The sequence below is a fragment of the Acinetobacter sp. 'aerobic (ED)' genome (genome assembly GCF_904886855.1).
Lineage (GTDB): Bacteria > Pseudomonadota > Gammaproteobacteria > Pseudomonadales > Moraxellaceae > Acinetobacter > Acinetobacter courvalinii.
In genome coordinates this window covers 89334-106604 of the sequence record NZ_CAJHGI010000003.1, presented here as the reverse complement: position 1 = coordinate 106604, position 17271 = coordinate 89334, and the positions used below count along the sequence as shown (strand labels likewise).

Sequence of the window (17271 nt, the reverse complement as noted above, 5' to 3'; positions counted from 1 at the left end):
GCTTACTCCACAAAACGGCCTTTGATGGCAAACAAACCTTGTGGACGCTTTTGGATAAACAAAATCACAAGAACCAAGAGAATAATTTTTGCCAGAACTGCACCTAAACCAATTTCCAGCACTGTTCCACTGATGCCCAATCCGAGTGCTGCCAGTACCGCACCCCAGACTTGGCCCACGCCACCGACCACAACCACAAGGAAAGCGTCAATAATGTAGTTTTGACCGAGATCAGGCCCCACATTACCGACCTGTGCCAAGGCACAGCCTGCCAAACCAGCCAGACCTGAGCCCAGACCAAAAGCCAGCATGTCAATCCGGGCAGAACGAATCCCAACCGCACGTGCCATTTGACGGTTTTGCGTGACCGCACGAACGAATAAGCCGAAACGGGTTTTATTGAGTAAAAACAGCAACAGCAATAATACGGCGACGGTAAAACCAATAATCGCCATACGGTTATATGGCAGCATCAGGCTCGGTGTCATCGCGATCCCACCACTCAACCAGCTGACATTGGAGACTTCAACATTCTGTGCACCAAAGACCATACGCACCAGTTGCATCAGAATCAAACTCACCCCAAAAGTAGCAAGCAAGGTTTCCAGTTGACGACCGTATAACGGGCGAATCACGGTGCGTTCAATCAACATACCGATCAAGGCACTCACCAGAAATGCGGCAGGAATGGCTGCTACCAGATACCAATCCACCCACCCTGCAAAATGGCTTTTAAAAAAGCTTTGAATCACGTAAGTGGTATAGGCACCGATCATGATGAGCTCACCATGTGCCATGTTAATCACCCCAAGCAGACCATAAGTAATGGCTAAACCAAGCGCAGCAAGCAGTAAAATGCTGGCCGTACTCATACCTGAAAAGACATGGCCTGACCACTCACTGATTTGTAGTCGGGTTTTAATTTGATTTTGCGCATCCAGCAAGGCAGCCTTCAATGCAGGATTGTTTTGTGGTTGTTCTAGAGTTTGGTTAATTAAGGCGAACACATCAGGGCGATTGGAATCTGCCAAAACTTTCACGGCTTCAAGCTTGGTAAATTCATCAGCACTGTTAAAATCCAGACGGGCTTTAAGCTGTGCTAAACGCGTTTTGACCTGATCATTTTTTTCATTCAGATAAAGCTGCTTCACCATCGCCACATCAAGTTCAGCCAGATTATTTTCTAAAATATCGACCGCGGCCAATCGTTGTGATGCATCATTGGAGTTGAGTTTGGCTTTGGCTTGACCAAAATTCAGGGCCTTGCGTAAGGTATTGACCAAAGTCACTTGGGATAAATCGGCAGGCCATTGTTGTAGCGCCTGCTGCTCAGGATAGCTAAACAGTTTGTCATCATTTTTTAACAGATAGGTATTGCCAGCACTATCGCTATACAACTCATTTTGATCAATATAGGCCACCAGTTGATCCAGTTGTTCAATACTGGCAGGCCACTGATTGAGCATGGCACGACGCGTGGCAAAGTCAGCCTTTACAAAGGTCTGAATGGCATCTGGAGAAGCTGTAGACGTCACAGGTGCTGTGGATGTGGCCTCTGCCCATGCTGGACTCAACATCAGCTGTGCCATGATGCAGAGCAGTGCCAAAACAAAATGTTTCGCCATAGAACTCCCCTTATGGTTACGGTTTAAATGGATCAGAAAAATAGAAATGCCTGCTGCCAACACAACAGACATGAAGCGAATTATTTAGGGATATACGGACTCCAAGGCTCCGCCTTGATGGTTTGCGGGGTTTTGTAGACCACATCGAACTGGCCATCGCCACGGATCTGTCCAATCATCACAGGCTTATGCAAGTGGTGATTGCTTTCATCCATTTTGAGGGTATAGCCTGATGGTGCCGCAAAGGTCTGACCAGCCATCGCATCACGAACTTTATCCACCTCAGTGGTGCCCGCTTTCTCAACCGCCTGCTTCCACATATTGATCCCGACATAGGTCGCTTCCATCGGATCGTTGGTCACCACTTTGTCGGCATTTGGCAGTTTGTATTGCACTGCATATTGTTTGAATTTATTTACAAACTCGGTATTTTTAGGATTCTTGACCGACATGAAATAGTTCCATGCCGCTAAATGACCGACCAAGGGTTTGGTATCAATACCACGTAATTCTTCCTCCCCGACCGAGAAAGCCATGACCGGGATATCGGATGCCTTAATGCCTTGGTTGCCCAATTCACGATAGAACGGCACATTGGAGTCACCATTGATGGTCGAGATCACTGCCGTCTTTTTACCCGCAGAGAACTTCTTAATATTGGACACAATGGTTTGATAATTGCTGTGACCAAACGGGGTGTATTCTTCCATGATGTCGGCATCAGCGACGCCTTTAGATTTCAAGAAGGCCCGAAGAATTTTATTGGTGGTCCGTGGATAGACATAATCTGTGCCAAGCAATACGAAGCGCTCAGCTTTACCGCCTTCATCTCCCATCAAATACTCAACTGCAGGAATTGCTTGCTGGTTCGGAGCCGCCCCGGTATAGAAGATGTTTTTCGATTGTTCCTGACCTTCATACTGCACCGGATAGAACAATAAGCCATTCAGCTCTTCCACCACAGGCAACACGGATTTACGAGAAACCGAGGTCCAGCATCCAAAAATAACCGCAACTTTATCTTGGGTAATCAGCTGACGCGCTTTTTCTGCAAACAGTGGCCAGTCAGAAGCTGGATCGACAATCACAGGTTCCAGTTTTTTGCCCAGTACCCCACCATTGGCATTGATTTCATTGATGGTCATCAAGGCAGTGTCTTTCAGTGAGGTTTCAGAAATCGCCATGGTGCCTGAAAGCGAGTGCAGAATCCCAACCTTGATGGTGTCACCGCTGGCTGCAGGCGCAGTTTTGGCTTGCGTTTTTGCTTGTTCTGTTTTTTCGGCCGGTTTTGAACAGCCTACCAGACCAATCCCCATCATGGCTGCCATGAGCACTGACATCGACATCAATTTGTTTTGCATCATTCTCTCCACCCATCAATATTGTGATTTTTACTGGATGGTGTTATTCAATTTTTATGCCAAAACAACAAACTATTGTTTTTATTTAATTTTAATAAATTTTACTGATGCTTTTTTTGATCTTGTATACAACATTGCATACAAAAAATACGCAGCGACCTAAAATGATGCAGATTTGTTCCGCTCAAATCTAAAGACTTTACACAAAGAAAAAGCCAGACATTTGTCTGGCTGATCTCGATCTTCTAAGGGTAATTTAGACACTGATATCTGCTAAATTACCTTTTTGCTCTAACCAGTGTTTACGGTCGGCAGAACGCTTCTTCGCCAGCAATTTATCCAGTAATCCAGCCGTTAAATGGGCATCGTCCAGATCCAGTTGCACCAGACGACGCGTATTCGGGTCCATGGTGGTTTCACGCAACTGACTGGCATTCATCTCTCCCAAACCTTTGAATCGGGTGATTTGCGGATTTTTATTGCCTTTGACTTTTTTCAAGATCGTCTCTAGCTCATCATCATCCAAGGCGTAATACACATCCTTCCCAATATCAATACGATACAGTGGTGGCATTGCCACAAACAGATGACCTTCTTCAACTAAGGTTGGGAAATGTTTTACAAACAATGCGCATAATAAGGTTGCGATATGCAGACCATCCGAGTCCGCATCGGCCAGAATACAGATTTTGCCATAACGTAATTCAGACAAATCGTCACTGCCCGGATCGACCCCGATCGCGATGGCAATATCATGCACTTCTTGCGAAGCCAAGACCTCATCGGAAGACACTTCCCAGGTATTCAGGATTTTTCCGCGAATCGGCATAATCGCCTGAAAATTCTTGTCGCGTGCCTGTTTAGCACTGCCACCTGCAGAGTCCCCTTCCACAATAAACAGTTCACTGTCTTCACGGGTTAAACCAACACAATCGGCTAATTTCCCGGGTAAGGCTGGACCTGCGACAATCTTTTTACGCTCGACTTTTTTTGCTGCTTTGAGACGACGTCCCGCTTTGGCAATCGCCATTTCAGCCAGTTGGGTCGCAATCTCGGCATGCTGGTTCAGCCATAAGGCAAATGCATCTTTGGCAATATTCAATACAATATTAGAGGCTTCACGGCTGGATAAACGTTCTTTGGTTTGCCCTGAAAACTGCGGTTCCTGAAATTTCAGCGATAGAATAAAATTTACCCCATCCCAGACATCTTCCGCAGACAACTTCATATTACGCGGCAATAAATTGCGTAATTCACAGAACTCACGCAGTGCTTCGGTTACACCTGAACGTAAACCATTAACATGGGTACCGCCTTGCGCAGTGGGAATCAGGTTGACATAACTTTCCTGAATCTGTTCGCCACCTTCCACGTTCCAGCAAATCGCAAACTCACAGGCTGCACGATCCGCTTGCCCATGACTGACAAAGGCCGGATCAGGCAGAATTTCACGATCTTGCAGTTCGTCCATTAAATAGTCGACCAGACCATTTTCAAACTGCCATTCAATTTTTTCTTTATTGATTTTATCGTCATAAATAATTTTTAAGCCTGCAGCTAATACCGCTTTAGCTTTTAAATTATGTTTGAGGGCTTTTAGCGCAAATTTAGGGCTGTCAAAATACTTGGCTTCCGGCCAGAAGCGAACGGTTGTTCCTGTGGCACGCTTTGCCACCTTGCCTTCCAAAACCGATAAGGGGGCAACCGGTTCACCCTGTTCAAAGGCCATTTGATACAGGTTACCCTGACGCTGTACCGCCACTTCAACACGGGTCGACAAGGCATTGACCACGGAAATCCCGACACCATGCAAACCACCAGAGAACTGATAGTTATCGGTACTGAATTTGCCGCCGGCATGTAACTTGGTCAGAATAATTTCGATACCGCTTTGCCCATATTCCGGATGGATATCGACTGGCATGCCGCGTCCATTATCTTCAACTGACAATGAACCATCTTCATAGACCGTGACACAAATCTGGTTGGCATGACCGGCAAGTGCTTCATCGACTGCATTATCAATCACCTCTTGCGCCAAATGGTTTGGACGTGAGGTATCGGTATACATGCCTGGTCGACGACGAACAGGATCTAAACCAGAAAGAACTTCAAGGGATTGGGCCGTGTATTGTGTCACTGGGTTGGACTTCCTTTTTGGAGGGCTGCCGATAAAAATTCGAGTACTAAAGGTAATTTTTCTTCAAAATCATCCATTGCATGATTACCACCAGCGTCAGTTAAAATCAATGAGGATGGATGAACTGCACTATAATAGCGTTGAGCCTGATGATAATCCAAGACTTCATCGCCTTGTTGCAACAGCACCAGAATTTTATCAGCATGCTTTAACTTCGTGTCAGCAATCGATTGTAATTGCTGCAATTGATCTGTATCAAGTGTCCATGATTCAGTGACTTTGAGCGGGATTTGTTCAATACCGAATAAATCTTGAAAGAGTTGCCATGGTTGCATAGCAGGATTAATCAGTACAGCAGGACAAGCATACTTTGCGACAAGGTATGTCGTATAGAACCCTCCCAGACTACTTCCCACCAAAACCACTTTATCATGCGGTAAATTTTCGATAAGCTGGGAAAGCTGTGCAAGTACCTGATCAGGTGCACAATTTAAGTCAGGTAAATGCACCTGAACATCATCTCGTCCTGCACAATATTGTTGCAGCTGTTGCCCTTTGATCGACATCGGGCTACTTCGAAAACCATGTAAATAAATAATTTGCATATGCACCAAAAAAGACAGCGGCTTGACTTAAAGTGAAATAAATCACATTATTTTGCTTAATTGTTATACAAATAACAATATAACATGCAGATAAGCTCAACATTGTCAGACATAAAAAACCATACTGGACTCCGTTCATCAGTATTCTAAAAAAATTAGTTATGAAAGACATAAGATGTAAACGTTTGTTGTAGTTTACCTAAACAGTATCAAGTGAATCACTTCAAATCTTCGGTATATATCAAGGATGGGGAAAACAATATGCCAAGTTTAACACCGCTGCATGAAACCTACTGCAAGTGGGACCGTACGCCCCCGAGTCAGGCCGATGTTCTGGAGGGTTTGGCCCAGTTGGTCAGTACCAGCCTCAGCGGGGTACACGAATTGGTGCAACTGGTACAAACTGAAGTATTAAGGACAACGCTCGGTTTAAGTGCACAAAAAGCCAAGAATTTACAAAAGCACCCGCAACTGCAAAAGTTCTACCAGTTTTCTTATGTGGCCCTGCAAAAATACGGCAGTCATTTTCTTGCCCCTAATTTACGCCGCATTATCGCCAAATTTCCAATCCTGCATGATAAACCGCTGACACCGACCTTACATTTTGCAGTCGGCGCACTGAATGGCATCTTCGGCGATTTCTTTTTAAAGCAACATAATCCAATGGCCTTGCCCATGGTGCTTTATGATCATTATGGTTCTTTACAGCAGGGGGAACTAACCGGCCGTGTGGTGATCCTGACGCATGGTCTATGCATGAACCATCTGACCTGGTCCAATCATCGTTATGGCGGGATTGGCGAGCGCCTACTGGCCCAACGTGATAACAACACCATGTTGTATCTGAACTACAATACAGGTCGCCGGATTTCAGCCAATGGCCGTAGTTTTGCCAATACGCTGGAAGATCTGGTCCAGCGTAATCCGCGTATTACCAGTATTGACCTGATTGGGCATAGTATGGGCGGTCTGGTTTCCCGCAGTGCCCTGTTTTATGGCAAACAGAATCTGTATCAATGGGTACATATGGTCGAGAACCTGGTCTGTATCGGTTCACCACATCATGGTGCAGTACTGGAGCGTTTTGGCTTTGTCTTACAGGATAAACTTGGTGCATTTCCATTTATCAGCCTGATTGGTCAATTGGTTAATGTGCGCAGTAACGGTATTCTGGATCTGCGTCACGGTAGCGTTCGTGATGATGACTGGGAACATAATGATGCACGTATCGGTTTTGCAGATGACAATCGTAAGCCTGCGCCACTCCCATCACATATCAATACGTTCCTGATTGCAGGAACTTTAGAATTTGAGAAGCTGCGTAATAAAGCTCTCTCTGTGATTGGTGATTATCTGGTCAGTGTCAAAAGTGCTTTAGGCGAACATCCAAATCCACGTTTTCAACTCAAGCTACCCGATACGCATAAAGCTGTTTTCTACGGGCTGAACCATTTTGAAATCCAGTATCACTCGAGCGTAGCCGAGCAGATTACGCGCTGGCTGTATCCTGATGCGAGAGAAAAAGTGGAAGCTGGGGTACAGACCCATATGATCAATGTACCGAATAACTACACTTTTGATGACTTAGAAGGGATTGTTGAGACCTAAATACAAAAGCCCAGCTTTATCGCTGGGCTTTTGTAACTTTGAATTCGTTATTTAGTTTCTTTTTCAGCTGCCAAAACACCTGTAGTTTCGCATCCTAAGGTTGATGAAATACATTTTAGATTAACGTTCACAGTAATCTTAAATGGTGAAATTTTTCCATCTTTATAAGTTTTAACATTTGCAAGATACGTATACTGTCCTTTCTTAGCATCATATGTTACCTGATCACCCATGAGTAGATCTGTTTTCTCATTACCCTCATCACTATTAGAGAGTATTACTGGTATTTCAGTAAAATTATTATTTTTTATATTATATAAATAAGTTGTGACCTGAAATTTTTTAAAAGGAACTCTAACATAATCAATAGTACTAATTTCTTTTATTCTAAAAGCAACAATATCTTTATCATGGTACAATAAAGCTAAGTCAACATTAGACTGCAAAGGTACTGCCGTCCTTAGAACATTATATACATCCTTTCCATTTAAGACTTGGATACCATATTTTTTTAACGTATATTTAATATCTTTCTTTGTTTTATTAATATCACCAAAATCTCTTAATATAATTTTCAAATCAGGCCTAATGGCAGAATATTTATTATATGTACTTATATACGCTACAGGTGATTTCACTTGGGCAGAATCTTGCAAATAATCATTCCATGAAGAACTTTCTTCTGCATAACAAATACTACTAGCAATCACCATACTTAAAAAACACAATTTATACATTGTTATAAAAACCTCAATTTACCAATAATAAAGCAGTGAAAATAATAAAAAAAGCACCACTGCTTTATTAAAAAAATTAATTTAAGATAACTTTATTACCATTGAAATATACATTCTGACTACTATCAATTTTAAATGATTTAACTTCACCTAACTCCTTGGTTTTAAATAACCCATCTAAAAAATAGGATAAATATATATTTTCTTGTTCACTATCACCCTCACTATATTTCAAAACATACAAAATATTACTACCGGCAGAAGCATTTATATAAGTTGTATCAAACCCTCTTTCATTTACAAGAAATCGAAGTTCACTATTTTTATCATTATTTGATATTTCTTTTAAACTATCATTTGTAAGTTTATTTTCTTTACACTTCACTCCATTACACATAAATTTTTTCTTTTCAAATATAACTGGAAGATTAAAATTTTCATATTTTATATTTTTTGCTTCTGTACTTTTTTAAAAAAGTCTTTATCATGTAAATTAAATGTATAACATTCATTCTCAACATTTATATTATTATCTTGAAGCGAAAATGTTGTACCTGATAAACAAACTTGATTATTATTTTGACTAAATTTAATACTAGAAGGCTCATTTGCGATCTCTTCTAACCTATCATTAACAAAATAACCAACAGATTGTTCTAATGGATATACTCTTTTCGTTGTCGGATCTAATACAACAAAGTATTTAACCTTTCTAGGTATACCTTTCCCAGTATCTCTTACCTTATCAATTACTAAAGCGACTTTATTTTGAGCAAAGTTTGCTTTTTGGTTCAGTGAATTATTATAAAGCTTTAGATATTTATCTGAACAAAAATCAATATAACCTTGCTCAAAGTAACAATTTGAAATTTTTTCTTTTATAACAAGTTCAGTAGAGGTGCTTCTCTTTTCACTATCAAATTTTTGATTATTTTCTTTAGAAAATCCACAATTTGATACTACTAAACCAATAGAAAATATCATTACTGTTTTCAAAAATTTCATTTCAAAATCTCTATTATTTCAAACCAATTACTATCATTTTTTATTTTAAAAGATATACCCCAACTCGAATGGGGTATATCACACTATTCTTATTTTAAATTTTTCTTTAATAGCTTTCCATTCTCATTTTTATAACTAATCACTCCAGAGTTATCAATTGAGTAATAATCACCTATTTTCTCTACCACTAGCTCAGGTTTTATTTTTATCAAATAAAATTCAAAACTAGTTCCTTCATCTGTTTCTATATACTTTTCAGCAATAGAATAAAAGCTATCTTTCATTTTAGGAAGAAATCTAAAAGTATTTGCATTCAATGAATCTATTTTCGAATTATCAAATATATTCACAAAATCAGGAGATATTTTCTTTAACTCAGATAAAGAATATGCCCGATTATTAGACCTTTCAAGCTGCTCACATTTTTTCACTGGATTTTTCTCAGTACAGTTAGAGAAAAAATCAGACGATATTGGTGTTTTTATAAAAACCAAGTTATTATCATTATTTTTTTGACTCATATTTTCTATAACACTTACCTTTACAAAAGCATTATCAATAATTTTAAAGCATGCTTTTGAGTTTAAATAGGTATCTCTATAAGAATATAAATCCCCAGATATACACAACTCATCTTTTTCAGCAGAGTAATTAAAATCAGCTTTCGCCTTATTTACTTGATAATTCAAAGGGTAAACTTTATATTTTTTTTGATTTAAAACTGCCAACCTAAAATATTTACCATCATCAATTTTTATTACAGAATAATCTTTATTAAAATCTGGTTTCATTCCAATATTTTTTTCAAAAATTTTAATTTTATCCGTTTTACAGTAATAATTATCTACATCATTGTCAAAACCACAAGGCTCAACTTTAATACTTTGATTGTTTTCTTTAGAGAATCCGCAACTTGATACTACTAAACCAATAGAAAACATCATTACTGTTTTTAAAAATTTCATTTCAAATTTCCTATTAGTTTAAACCAATTACTATCATTTTTTATTTCAAAAAGATATACCCCAACTCGAATGGGGTATATCACACCATTCTTATTTTAAATTTTTCTTTAATAGCTTTCCATTCTCATTTTTATAGCTAATCACTCCAGAGCTATCAATTGAGTAATAATTACCTATTTTATCCACCACCAGCGCAGGTTTTATTTTTATTAGATAAAATTCAGAACTAGATTCTTCATCTGTATCTACATATTTTTCAGCTATAGAGTAAACTATATCATTACCTTTAGATATAAATCTAAAATTGTCTACATTGAGATCTTTTATCCTACTATCTGATAAAATTTTTCCTTCCAATGGAAGTTCATCTAAAATTTTCGTTGACTGATAAGAATAATCTTTTATGTTACTTATTTTTCTACATTCTTTTTCAGATTTATTTTCTCTACATTCTGAATAAAAATTTGATGATATAGGATATTTAATTACTTTAACATTCTCCTCTATTTTATTAAATTCTTTGGCAACTGACGAACTACTTGAGCAACCAATAACAGGAGTTAGCATTAATATAGCTAAATACATTTTTACAGGATTAAAAACTTTCATAAAATTACCTATTTATATTTGCACAACACAAATTATCAACAAAATAAAAACACTTATTTAAGATTTCGATTATCTTTATAAAAACTAAAGACATCTATCAATATAATCTTTTTTATCTAAAACATTCATTGGAATTTGATTTTCATCATCATAAGTAACATTATATAATTTATTATTTTTTTTATCAATTTTAATCCATCCAAATGTCGCCCCATTATTTACCCCATTTTTACTTTTCACAAATATTTGTATGTAATCCTTTTCTGAAAAATCAAAAGTAACATCTTTCTTATTAATTTTTTTCATATCAAAATTTTTATAAATGATAGCCTTAAGATCATTATCACATTGAGAGTATTGATCTGAACTATTAATATTTATTTTTGCACTGCATCCGCTAGTTAATAAAATAGCAAATAAAAAACATATAAATTTCATCAGCAAACTATCCTTATCTATTAAAATGTTGATACAATCCTAACTTTAATTTTACTTAATTCATTTCTATAAACCTCTTGTTTGTCCTTTTCTTTTGAAAACCATCTAGCATAATTCCCATTGTATTTTTTAATGTACTCAGAAACATATGTCATACCAACCAAAACAGATGAGACACAAACAAATACTTTTTTCTTATTTTTTTCTTGAGCATTCCCTCCAGATCCACTCAAACCTTTATTTTCATATGCTGACCATGTTCCTGTAGGTGGCTCAATAAATAATGATGAATCCCAACCATAATAAGGCGCAGAACCATGTACTTCCATACCGGGGGTTCCGCCATATTTATATTGCTCTGAAGAAAAATGTCTAGTCTCTGCTCTATACATTCTTTCTACTATTTCTGCTATTTCTTTACCATATTTATCGTAAATAATTTTTAAAGCTTTTCTTGCATCATCTTCATCAAATAGTTTATTTTTCTTTTGTTCTAATTCGGCCAATTTATTTGAAACAGGAATAATACCACTGCATGATAATAAATTCTGCAAATTGCTTTCCTTAATAATTTGAGAAAAATAACGACCATTTAAACCATCTTTAGTTTCAGAAAATAGATTATCAACTTTATAAATATCTATAAATTCTCGTACATCTAAATGCACCCATGTAGTTGCCCCATCAGATAATCGCTCTAAACCAAATTTATTTGTAGACCAGCCTAAACTAGTATTTAAATATTTACAAAACCATTCTGTTCTTACTTTATTCTCAAGTTCATTCATACTAACTACTTGATTATTTTTATTTTGAACTACGATATCTAAAGCACACCCCATATGATTAGTTGTTGCACGTCTTTTTTTCCAGTTATTATCAATACAACGATAACCTGATGATATTCCTGTAATTTTATAACCATTAGGATTAGCTATTTTTTTAAAATAAAATAGCATTGCTTTTAACCCCCATATGAGACTCTTATGCATACCTTTATATTCATGTGCAGGTCTTGTAACCTTTATATATCGCCCTGAACTTTTTTGATAACTCTCAAATTCAAAATTATCATTTCGCCCTTTTCCAAAACCCGAGCAAACCCCACAAGGACATTTCATTGAATCAAAGAAGGGAGCTATTCCATATTCATCTCTAAACTTATCTAAAGCAGCTAAAACAGAACCACAAATTTTTCCCGTCTCTGGTACCCCCATATAATCCCTTTGGAATTGTTTAATACATTTTGCAGTTAGTTCGGTAAACTCATCCGTAGGTAAAGCTCCACCAAAGCCAGCCAAACGAATATTTACTTCCCGAATAAGCTCACTCTTACCACTTGAAATACATTGTGGGTTAGTTTTACATAAATTTGGTGCATCTACTTTAGGTGTCCCACCATCCTGACTGCGATCGTCAACTGTCAATATCTTGGAAGCAGCGTTTGTAGCTTCATTCAGCGTTTTTTTACCTTCTTCATAAAGCTCATTTACTTGATCTAGAATTTTACTGCCAAAATTTGCTCCAAAAATTCCTTCTTCCTGCTTTTTCTGAGGTGTTGTACTAGAAGGCTTTACAGGTGGAGTCTGTGATGGTTTTTGTTTAGTAGTAGCCGAAGGTTGTGTTCTCTGCTGAGTAGCTGGTTTAGACTTTTCTTGATGTGAATTATTTCCAGTAGCAGGAATATTTACTGGTAACTTAATAACTTGGCCAATATTAATCTTATTTGGATCATCTATTTTATTTAAACGTTCTAATGCGCGAACTGTCGTATGATTTTTTTGAGCTATTTCAAATAAAGTTTCACCCTTTTTTACAACATGGGTTTTTCTTTTATATTGTCCACTATTACCTTGATTTGTTAATGTTTTTAAATCCAACATTACCTTTGGGCTTGTAATTTTTACAAGCATGCGATCTCTAGACATTACAAAGCTTTGTACCTTGACCATCAAGCCATTGAACATACTTTTAATATAAACATCTAAAGCCGTGCCTTTATCTCGGCTAATTTCGACAATACAACCTGAAGAATTTGTCGCTCCAGCAGCAATAACTTGCCCAGTTCTCTGATTTTTTACTTCATATTGTGCTTTTGAGATTGGACTACCAAATAAGTCTAAGATTTGTATGGTAACTAATGATTTTTTATTCATTTCCAATCCCCACCTTGTACATTATTATCCGTTTCTGAATCATTCACATTTTGCTCGATCAAGAAATCATCCTCATCAAAACTGTCAATGACTAATCCCCATTCATCATTAGAGCCAACCAGAACTTGAACCTTTGTTGGATCTGGGGTACTAATTTTTCCTGTCCGTCCATGTTCATCTATTGATCCCGAAGTAAATGAGCCTGTTCCAGGAACAAAAGCTTTATAACTAAGCTGGCTAAAATCACTCTCCCAAAATAAATCGTAAATATCTAAACGATTACTAAAAGTTGGTGTGTTAGGTAATTCAGGAACTTCATATGAAACTTTAGCGCCGCTCTCAAACACATTTTGGCCACTTTTAACCTTAAAATAGCCTCCTGTACTAATGAATACACCATCGTTATTTATTTTGAGTTGTGAACCACCCGCTGTCAGGACAATCTCTTTCGGACTGGTGATTTCAATCTTTTCCTCAGTAGAAATCAGTTTAATCACCTTCCTCGCAATCGCCTCTATTGCATCATCCTGCGCCTGCAACTCCAGCTTGCCTTTTGCTGCATAAGCTCTAAAGCCTTTCTGTGCGGCAAACAGACTTATCTTGTCCTGTGCATGTCCGATAATATTCTTTTGTGCACTCAGGTTAATTGAACCACTGGCACTCTCGGCAATATCCTGAGAAGCCTGCAAAATAATATTTTCAGGTGTCGTTAATGCAATCCCATTCGGGGATGCCAACAACATCAGCGCCTGTCTGAAAATCTTGCCTTGTTCTTGCTGCTTGGCATCGGAACTGCTTTCCAGACCTTGGGTATAGCCCTCCATAAAACCCTGTAATGAACTCAATGCCTTAGAAGGTGTAATATCTAACTTGCTCCCTTTACTAAAAGTCCCACAGGTACTCATCAGCTCAAAATCTTTAATATCGACATTGGCCAGGACTTTACCAACTTCTTTAATACTCTCGAACGGATTCTGCTCTATCCGGTCTTTAATACTGGCAAGCTTGCCTTTCACAAGATCAGCGCCATGCTCTTCGACGTTTTCGATAAACTGTTTTAGATTTTCAACCGCATCTTTGGCATCACTAAAGAAGCTATTAAACTCTTCCACTGCGCCTTTGGCATCGCCCCCGAGTGCACCAATATCTTCAATAAAACCACCGCAATCCTTTAAGGCATGAATCGGGTCTTGACTCATTCCTTGTTTAAATAGATTTAAGGTGCTATCCAGTGCTTGTCCCGTGGTTTTAAGCTCCAATGACTGAATAAACTTCGGTAAACGGTTAATCACATTCAGCGCATCAGTCTGCTGCTTTGCAGCCACTTCGCTGAGCATTTTCATGCTGTCATAGCCCTGCGACAGCAAGGATTGTGCTTGAGCAGCCTCCAGATGATCGGCGACCGCCTGTTCTTGGGCATAGGTACTAATCAGCATGCCTTTACCGGCCCTCACGGCGCCCCAGGCATCCGTTCTGAGCTCAAAACCTTCCCCACGACCATCACTGGTTTCTTGTGTTTTGGGATGACTTAAATTACCCAGATTCAGCTGGGATGCTGCATGGCTACTTTGTAGCTGGGTGCTGATCTGCCCGGTAGTATCATCAAAGCGCAACTGGTTAAAGCCACTGCCATTGACTTCCTGACTGCGGATCCCACTGAGTTTTTTGGTGTCAGGCAGTTGTCCCTTAACGTCAAACTTGGTCGGGGAGCGTTGTGCTTCATGGATACGTCCAGTCACAAAAGGACGATCGATGTTGCCATCAAAAAAGTCGATGACCACCACCTCACCAATACGCGGCAAGAAACGTGCTCCATAGCCTTCCCCCGCCCAAGGTGTGAGCACATCTACCCATGCGGAGTCGGTGTCATTGTCATTACTGCCTGCTCCACCATCATGGCCATGATCCTCACTGCGGGTAAACAGAAAACGAACCTTGATCCGTCCCCACTCATCCACATAAATGGTTTCTCCTTCAGGCCCGACCACTTTGGCACGTTGCGGATAGGCAACCGGACGATGTAACTCTGGATCATATTCAGGAATGATTTTGATCTGACGGCGAATCAAGGTCAGTTCATTGCCCTGACGCTCTGCCTCATCATAGCCATGTTGATCCCAACGACTCTGGCTAAGTAGTTGACTGACCTGTTGCTGCAGATCTTTGGGTAAATTATTTTGATTATAAAAATGCTTGGCAATAATCAGGAACTCCTGATCAGCCCCTTCGTGTTGATCAATTTCAGGATGTTCCCTGAGATTAAACCAATAACCGACTTGGCTATCGCGCACACTACTATACGCCTTAAAATATTTGGCCTGACTGGCATACATATCATTGAGTTGCTGATTCAGTTTTTCTAACTGACTACCACCTGAAGCCGTGGCTTGGTCTTCACCCTTTAAGTCCTGCATCCAGGCCGGGCTGATATGCCACGCCTGCTCCAGACTCAAACTGGCGGAATCAAAGCTTTCAGAATGGTTATGAGTAGTGACCACTGAACCTGCGCCTTCTTCTTGAGCCAAGGCATCAGGTTGCCAGCGTTGCAGGTGCACCGCAGTCGGTTGCAAGCTTCGAACCGCTACAAAGCCGGTAATGCTGTCCTGAAATTCTGTGGCACTGCTACGGTGATAACGAATACTTCGTCGAGGCAAAGCCTGATACTCGCTATTGTCATCCATTAATCTGAGCTTTTGCGCTTTGAACGGCGTACTTGAATGCGGGACAAACAGCTCGGCTTCATCGATTAGCCAGCTAATGCCTTCACTGCGCCACAAGCGTGTGAGAAAGGCATAATCAGATTCATTGTGCCCCATCACAAATGGCCGAATATCATAATTCTGACTTAAACCATTCAGGTCAAGGCTCAGACTTGCCGCAAAAAGTGCGCTTCTTTGCTGCCATTCCTTGAATAAAACTTCAGTAATCTCGACAACAGTTTTATTCATAAAAACACGGCTGTTACGGCGTTTATGCCATAAACTGGTCGCATCTTTCAGTGTCAGCTTATACAGGGTTAATGCGCCATCACTTTGCCCGTAACTGGCTTCCGTTACGATTCCTGTGGTTCGGAACAGCTGTCCTGAATCGGTGACCTGATCCACGGCGACCTGAACCCCTATAAATTGTTTTAAAGGAATCTGGGCATTGGTCGACAGACAAATCAATTCGGCTTCCAGCCCGACATTAAGTTGATGCTGGCCTTGTATGCGTTGTAAAAAAACTTGATTATTCAGTAGATTATTAGAAAATTGTACGTGAATGGCACGTTTCTGTGCATTTAGCCCTATTTTTTCTAATACATTAAATATATTAAAAAGCATTTTTTATAATCAGATCGGAGGGGGAATCGGCTGAACTTTACAAAAAACAGACCTATCTGTCCACAAAAAAATCTTTTGGCCAACAAAATGGCACAAACTGTTGAGAAATGCAGAAAACAAAACCCGAAATATGTTGCCATATTTCAGGTTTTAGCAAATAAACAAACAAGGATGTTATTATTTTGCTGTGCCGTTGTAGTTTCTAAATAGCTGCCATAGGCAGATCAATAAAATCAAACTGAAGTAAAGCAAAGACCACACCGGTAACGATTGACCGAGGAAGGTCCAGTCCACCACCGCACATTCACCCGAACCGGACAATACTTCCTGCAACACGGTTTTCATCGGTAATGCATCCACCAGATAATCCAGACCTGGGCCACAGCTTGGCACTTGATCCGGTGGCAAGCTTTGCAGCCACACATGACGTGCCGCCACACCTACCGACCAGCCAATCGATAAGGTCGCCAGAAAAGCATAAAAACGTTTGAATCCGCTTGAAACAGGATTATGGATAAAGGCCACCAGCGCAACTAGCCCCATACCGATCAAACCAAGGCGCTGGAAAATGCAAAGCGGACAAGGGTCCAGACCCTGCACATGTTCTAAATACAACGCAAATGAGATACCAATAATGCTCGTCAGTACCAACAACGCACTCACTAAGCGGTAATTCCAACGCATGGGAAATCCTCTAAA

14 protein-coding genes are annotated in these 17271 nt (G+C 39.5%); 1 reads left to right on the top strand and 13 read right to left on the bottom strand.

The features are described 5' to 3' along the window. Positions 1 to 2: 2 nt before the first annotated feature. The 4 genes from urtB to JO943_RS06585 form a co-directional block, all read right to left on the bottom strand. Positions 3 to 1625, bottom strand: a complete 1623-nt coding sequence (urtB, locus tag JO943_RS06600; protein WP_202740343.1) for an urea ABC transporter permease subunit UrtB — start codon at positions 1623 to 1625, stop codon at positions 3 to 5. Positions 1626 to 1705: 80 nt separating this feature from the next. After that, positions 1706 to 2986: an urea ABC transporter substrate-binding protein gene (gene urtA, locus JO943_RS06595; RefSeq protein ID WP_202740526.1), complete on the bottom strand. Its 1281-nt coding sequence runs from the start codon at positions 2984 to 2986 to the stop codon at positions 1706 to 1708. A 256-nt stretch (positions 2987 to 3242) separates the two neighbouring features. Beyond that, a complete protein-coding gene (gene parE / locus JO943_RS06590) occupies positions 3243 to 5126 on the bottom strand; it encodes a DNA topoisomerase IV subunit B (protein ID WP_009510201.1) in 1884 nt (627 codons plus the stop codon). Continuing rightward, a complete protein-coding gene (locus JO943_RS06585) occupies positions 5123 to 5731 on the bottom strand; it encodes a YqiA/YcfP family alpha/beta fold hydrolase (protein ID WP_202740342.1) in 609 nt (202 codons plus the stop codon). The genes parE and JO943_RS06585 overlap by 4 nt, the downstream gene beginning before the upstream one ends. A 261-nt stretch (positions 5732 to 5992) precedes the next feature. On the opposite strand from JO943_RS06585, the gene JO943_RS06580 reads away from it, so the two are divergent. Then, positions 5993 to 7339: a hypothetical protein gene (locus JO943_RS06580; RefSeq protein ID WP_004776311.1), complete on the top strand. Its 1347-nt coding sequence runs from the start codon at positions 5993 to 5995 to the stop codon at positions 7337 to 7339. Positions 7340 to 7386: 47 nt separating this feature from the next. On the opposite strand, the gene JO943_RS06575 is transcribed toward JO943_RS06580, so the two are convergent. The 9 genes from JO943_RS06575 to JO943_RS06535 all read right to left on the bottom strand — a co-directional run bounded on the left by JO943_RS06575 (position 7387) and on the right by JO943_RS06535 (position 17256). Further along, the gene (locus tag JO943_RS06575; RefSeq protein ID WP_202740341.1) at positions 7387 to 8076 is read right to left on the bottom strand and encodes a hypothetical protein; all 690 of its coding nucleotides are present in this window, start codon (positions 8074 to 8076) and stop codon (positions 7387 to 7389) included. A 76-nt stretch (positions 8077 to 8152) separates the two neighbouring features. Continuing rightward, positions 8153 to 8461 carry a hypothetical protein gene (locus JO943_RS06570; protein WP_202740340.1) on the bottom strand — a complete coding sequence of 103 codons (309 nt, stop codon included), beginning with the start codon at positions 8459 to 8461 and terminating at the stop codon, positions 8153 to 8155. Between the two features lie 59 nt (positions 8462 to 8520). Next, complete coding sequence (locus tag JO943_RS06565) at positions 8521 to 9081, bottom strand: hypothetical protein (protein ID WP_202740339.1); 561 nt, start codon at positions 9079 to 9081, stop codon at positions 8521 to 8523. A gap of 89 nt (positions 9082 to 9170) precedes the next feature. Beyond that, the gene (locus JO943_RS06560; RefSeq protein WP_202740338.1) at positions 9171 to 10046 is read right to left on the bottom strand and encodes a hypothetical protein; all 876 of its coding nucleotides are present in this window, start codon (positions 10044 to 10046) and stop codon (positions 9171 to 9173) included. A 90-nt stretch (positions 10047 to 10136) separates the two neighbouring features. Then, positions 10137 to 10631 carry a hypothetical protein gene (locus tag JO943_RS06555; protein WP_202740525.1) on the bottom strand — a complete coding sequence of 165 codons (495 nt, stop codon included), beginning with the start codon at positions 10629 to 10631 and terminating at the stop codon, positions 10137 to 10139. 108 nt (positions 10632 to 10739) lie between these two features. Continuing rightward, positions 10740 to 11093 (bottom strand): hypothetical protein, encoded by a 354-nt coding sequence (locus tag JO943_RS06550; protein WP_199973420.1) that lies wholly within the window; start codon positions 11091 to 11093, stop codon positions 10740 to 10742. 20 nt (positions 11094 to 11113) lie between these two features. Then, complete coding sequence (locus JO943_RS06545) at positions 11114 to 13249, bottom strand: LysM peptidoglycan-binding domain-containing protein (protein WP_227614424.1); 2136 nt, start codon at positions 13247 to 13249, stop codon at positions 11114 to 11116. After that, positions 13246 to 16572: a type VI secretion system Vgr family protein gene (locus JO943_RS06540; protein WP_202740337.1), complete on the bottom strand. Its 3327-nt coding sequence runs from the start codon at positions 16570 to 16572 to the stop codon at positions 13246 to 13248. Before JO943_RS06540 ends, JO943_RS06545 begins: the two co-directional genes overlap by 4 nt. A gap of 177 nt (positions 16573 to 16749) precedes the next feature. Then, positions 16750 to 17256, bottom strand: a complete 507-nt coding sequence (locus tag JO943_RS06535; RefSeq protein WP_005227992.1) for a disulfide bond formation protein B — start codon at positions 17254 to 17256, stop codon at positions 16750 to 16752. Positions 17257 to 17271: the final 15 nt, after the last annotated feature.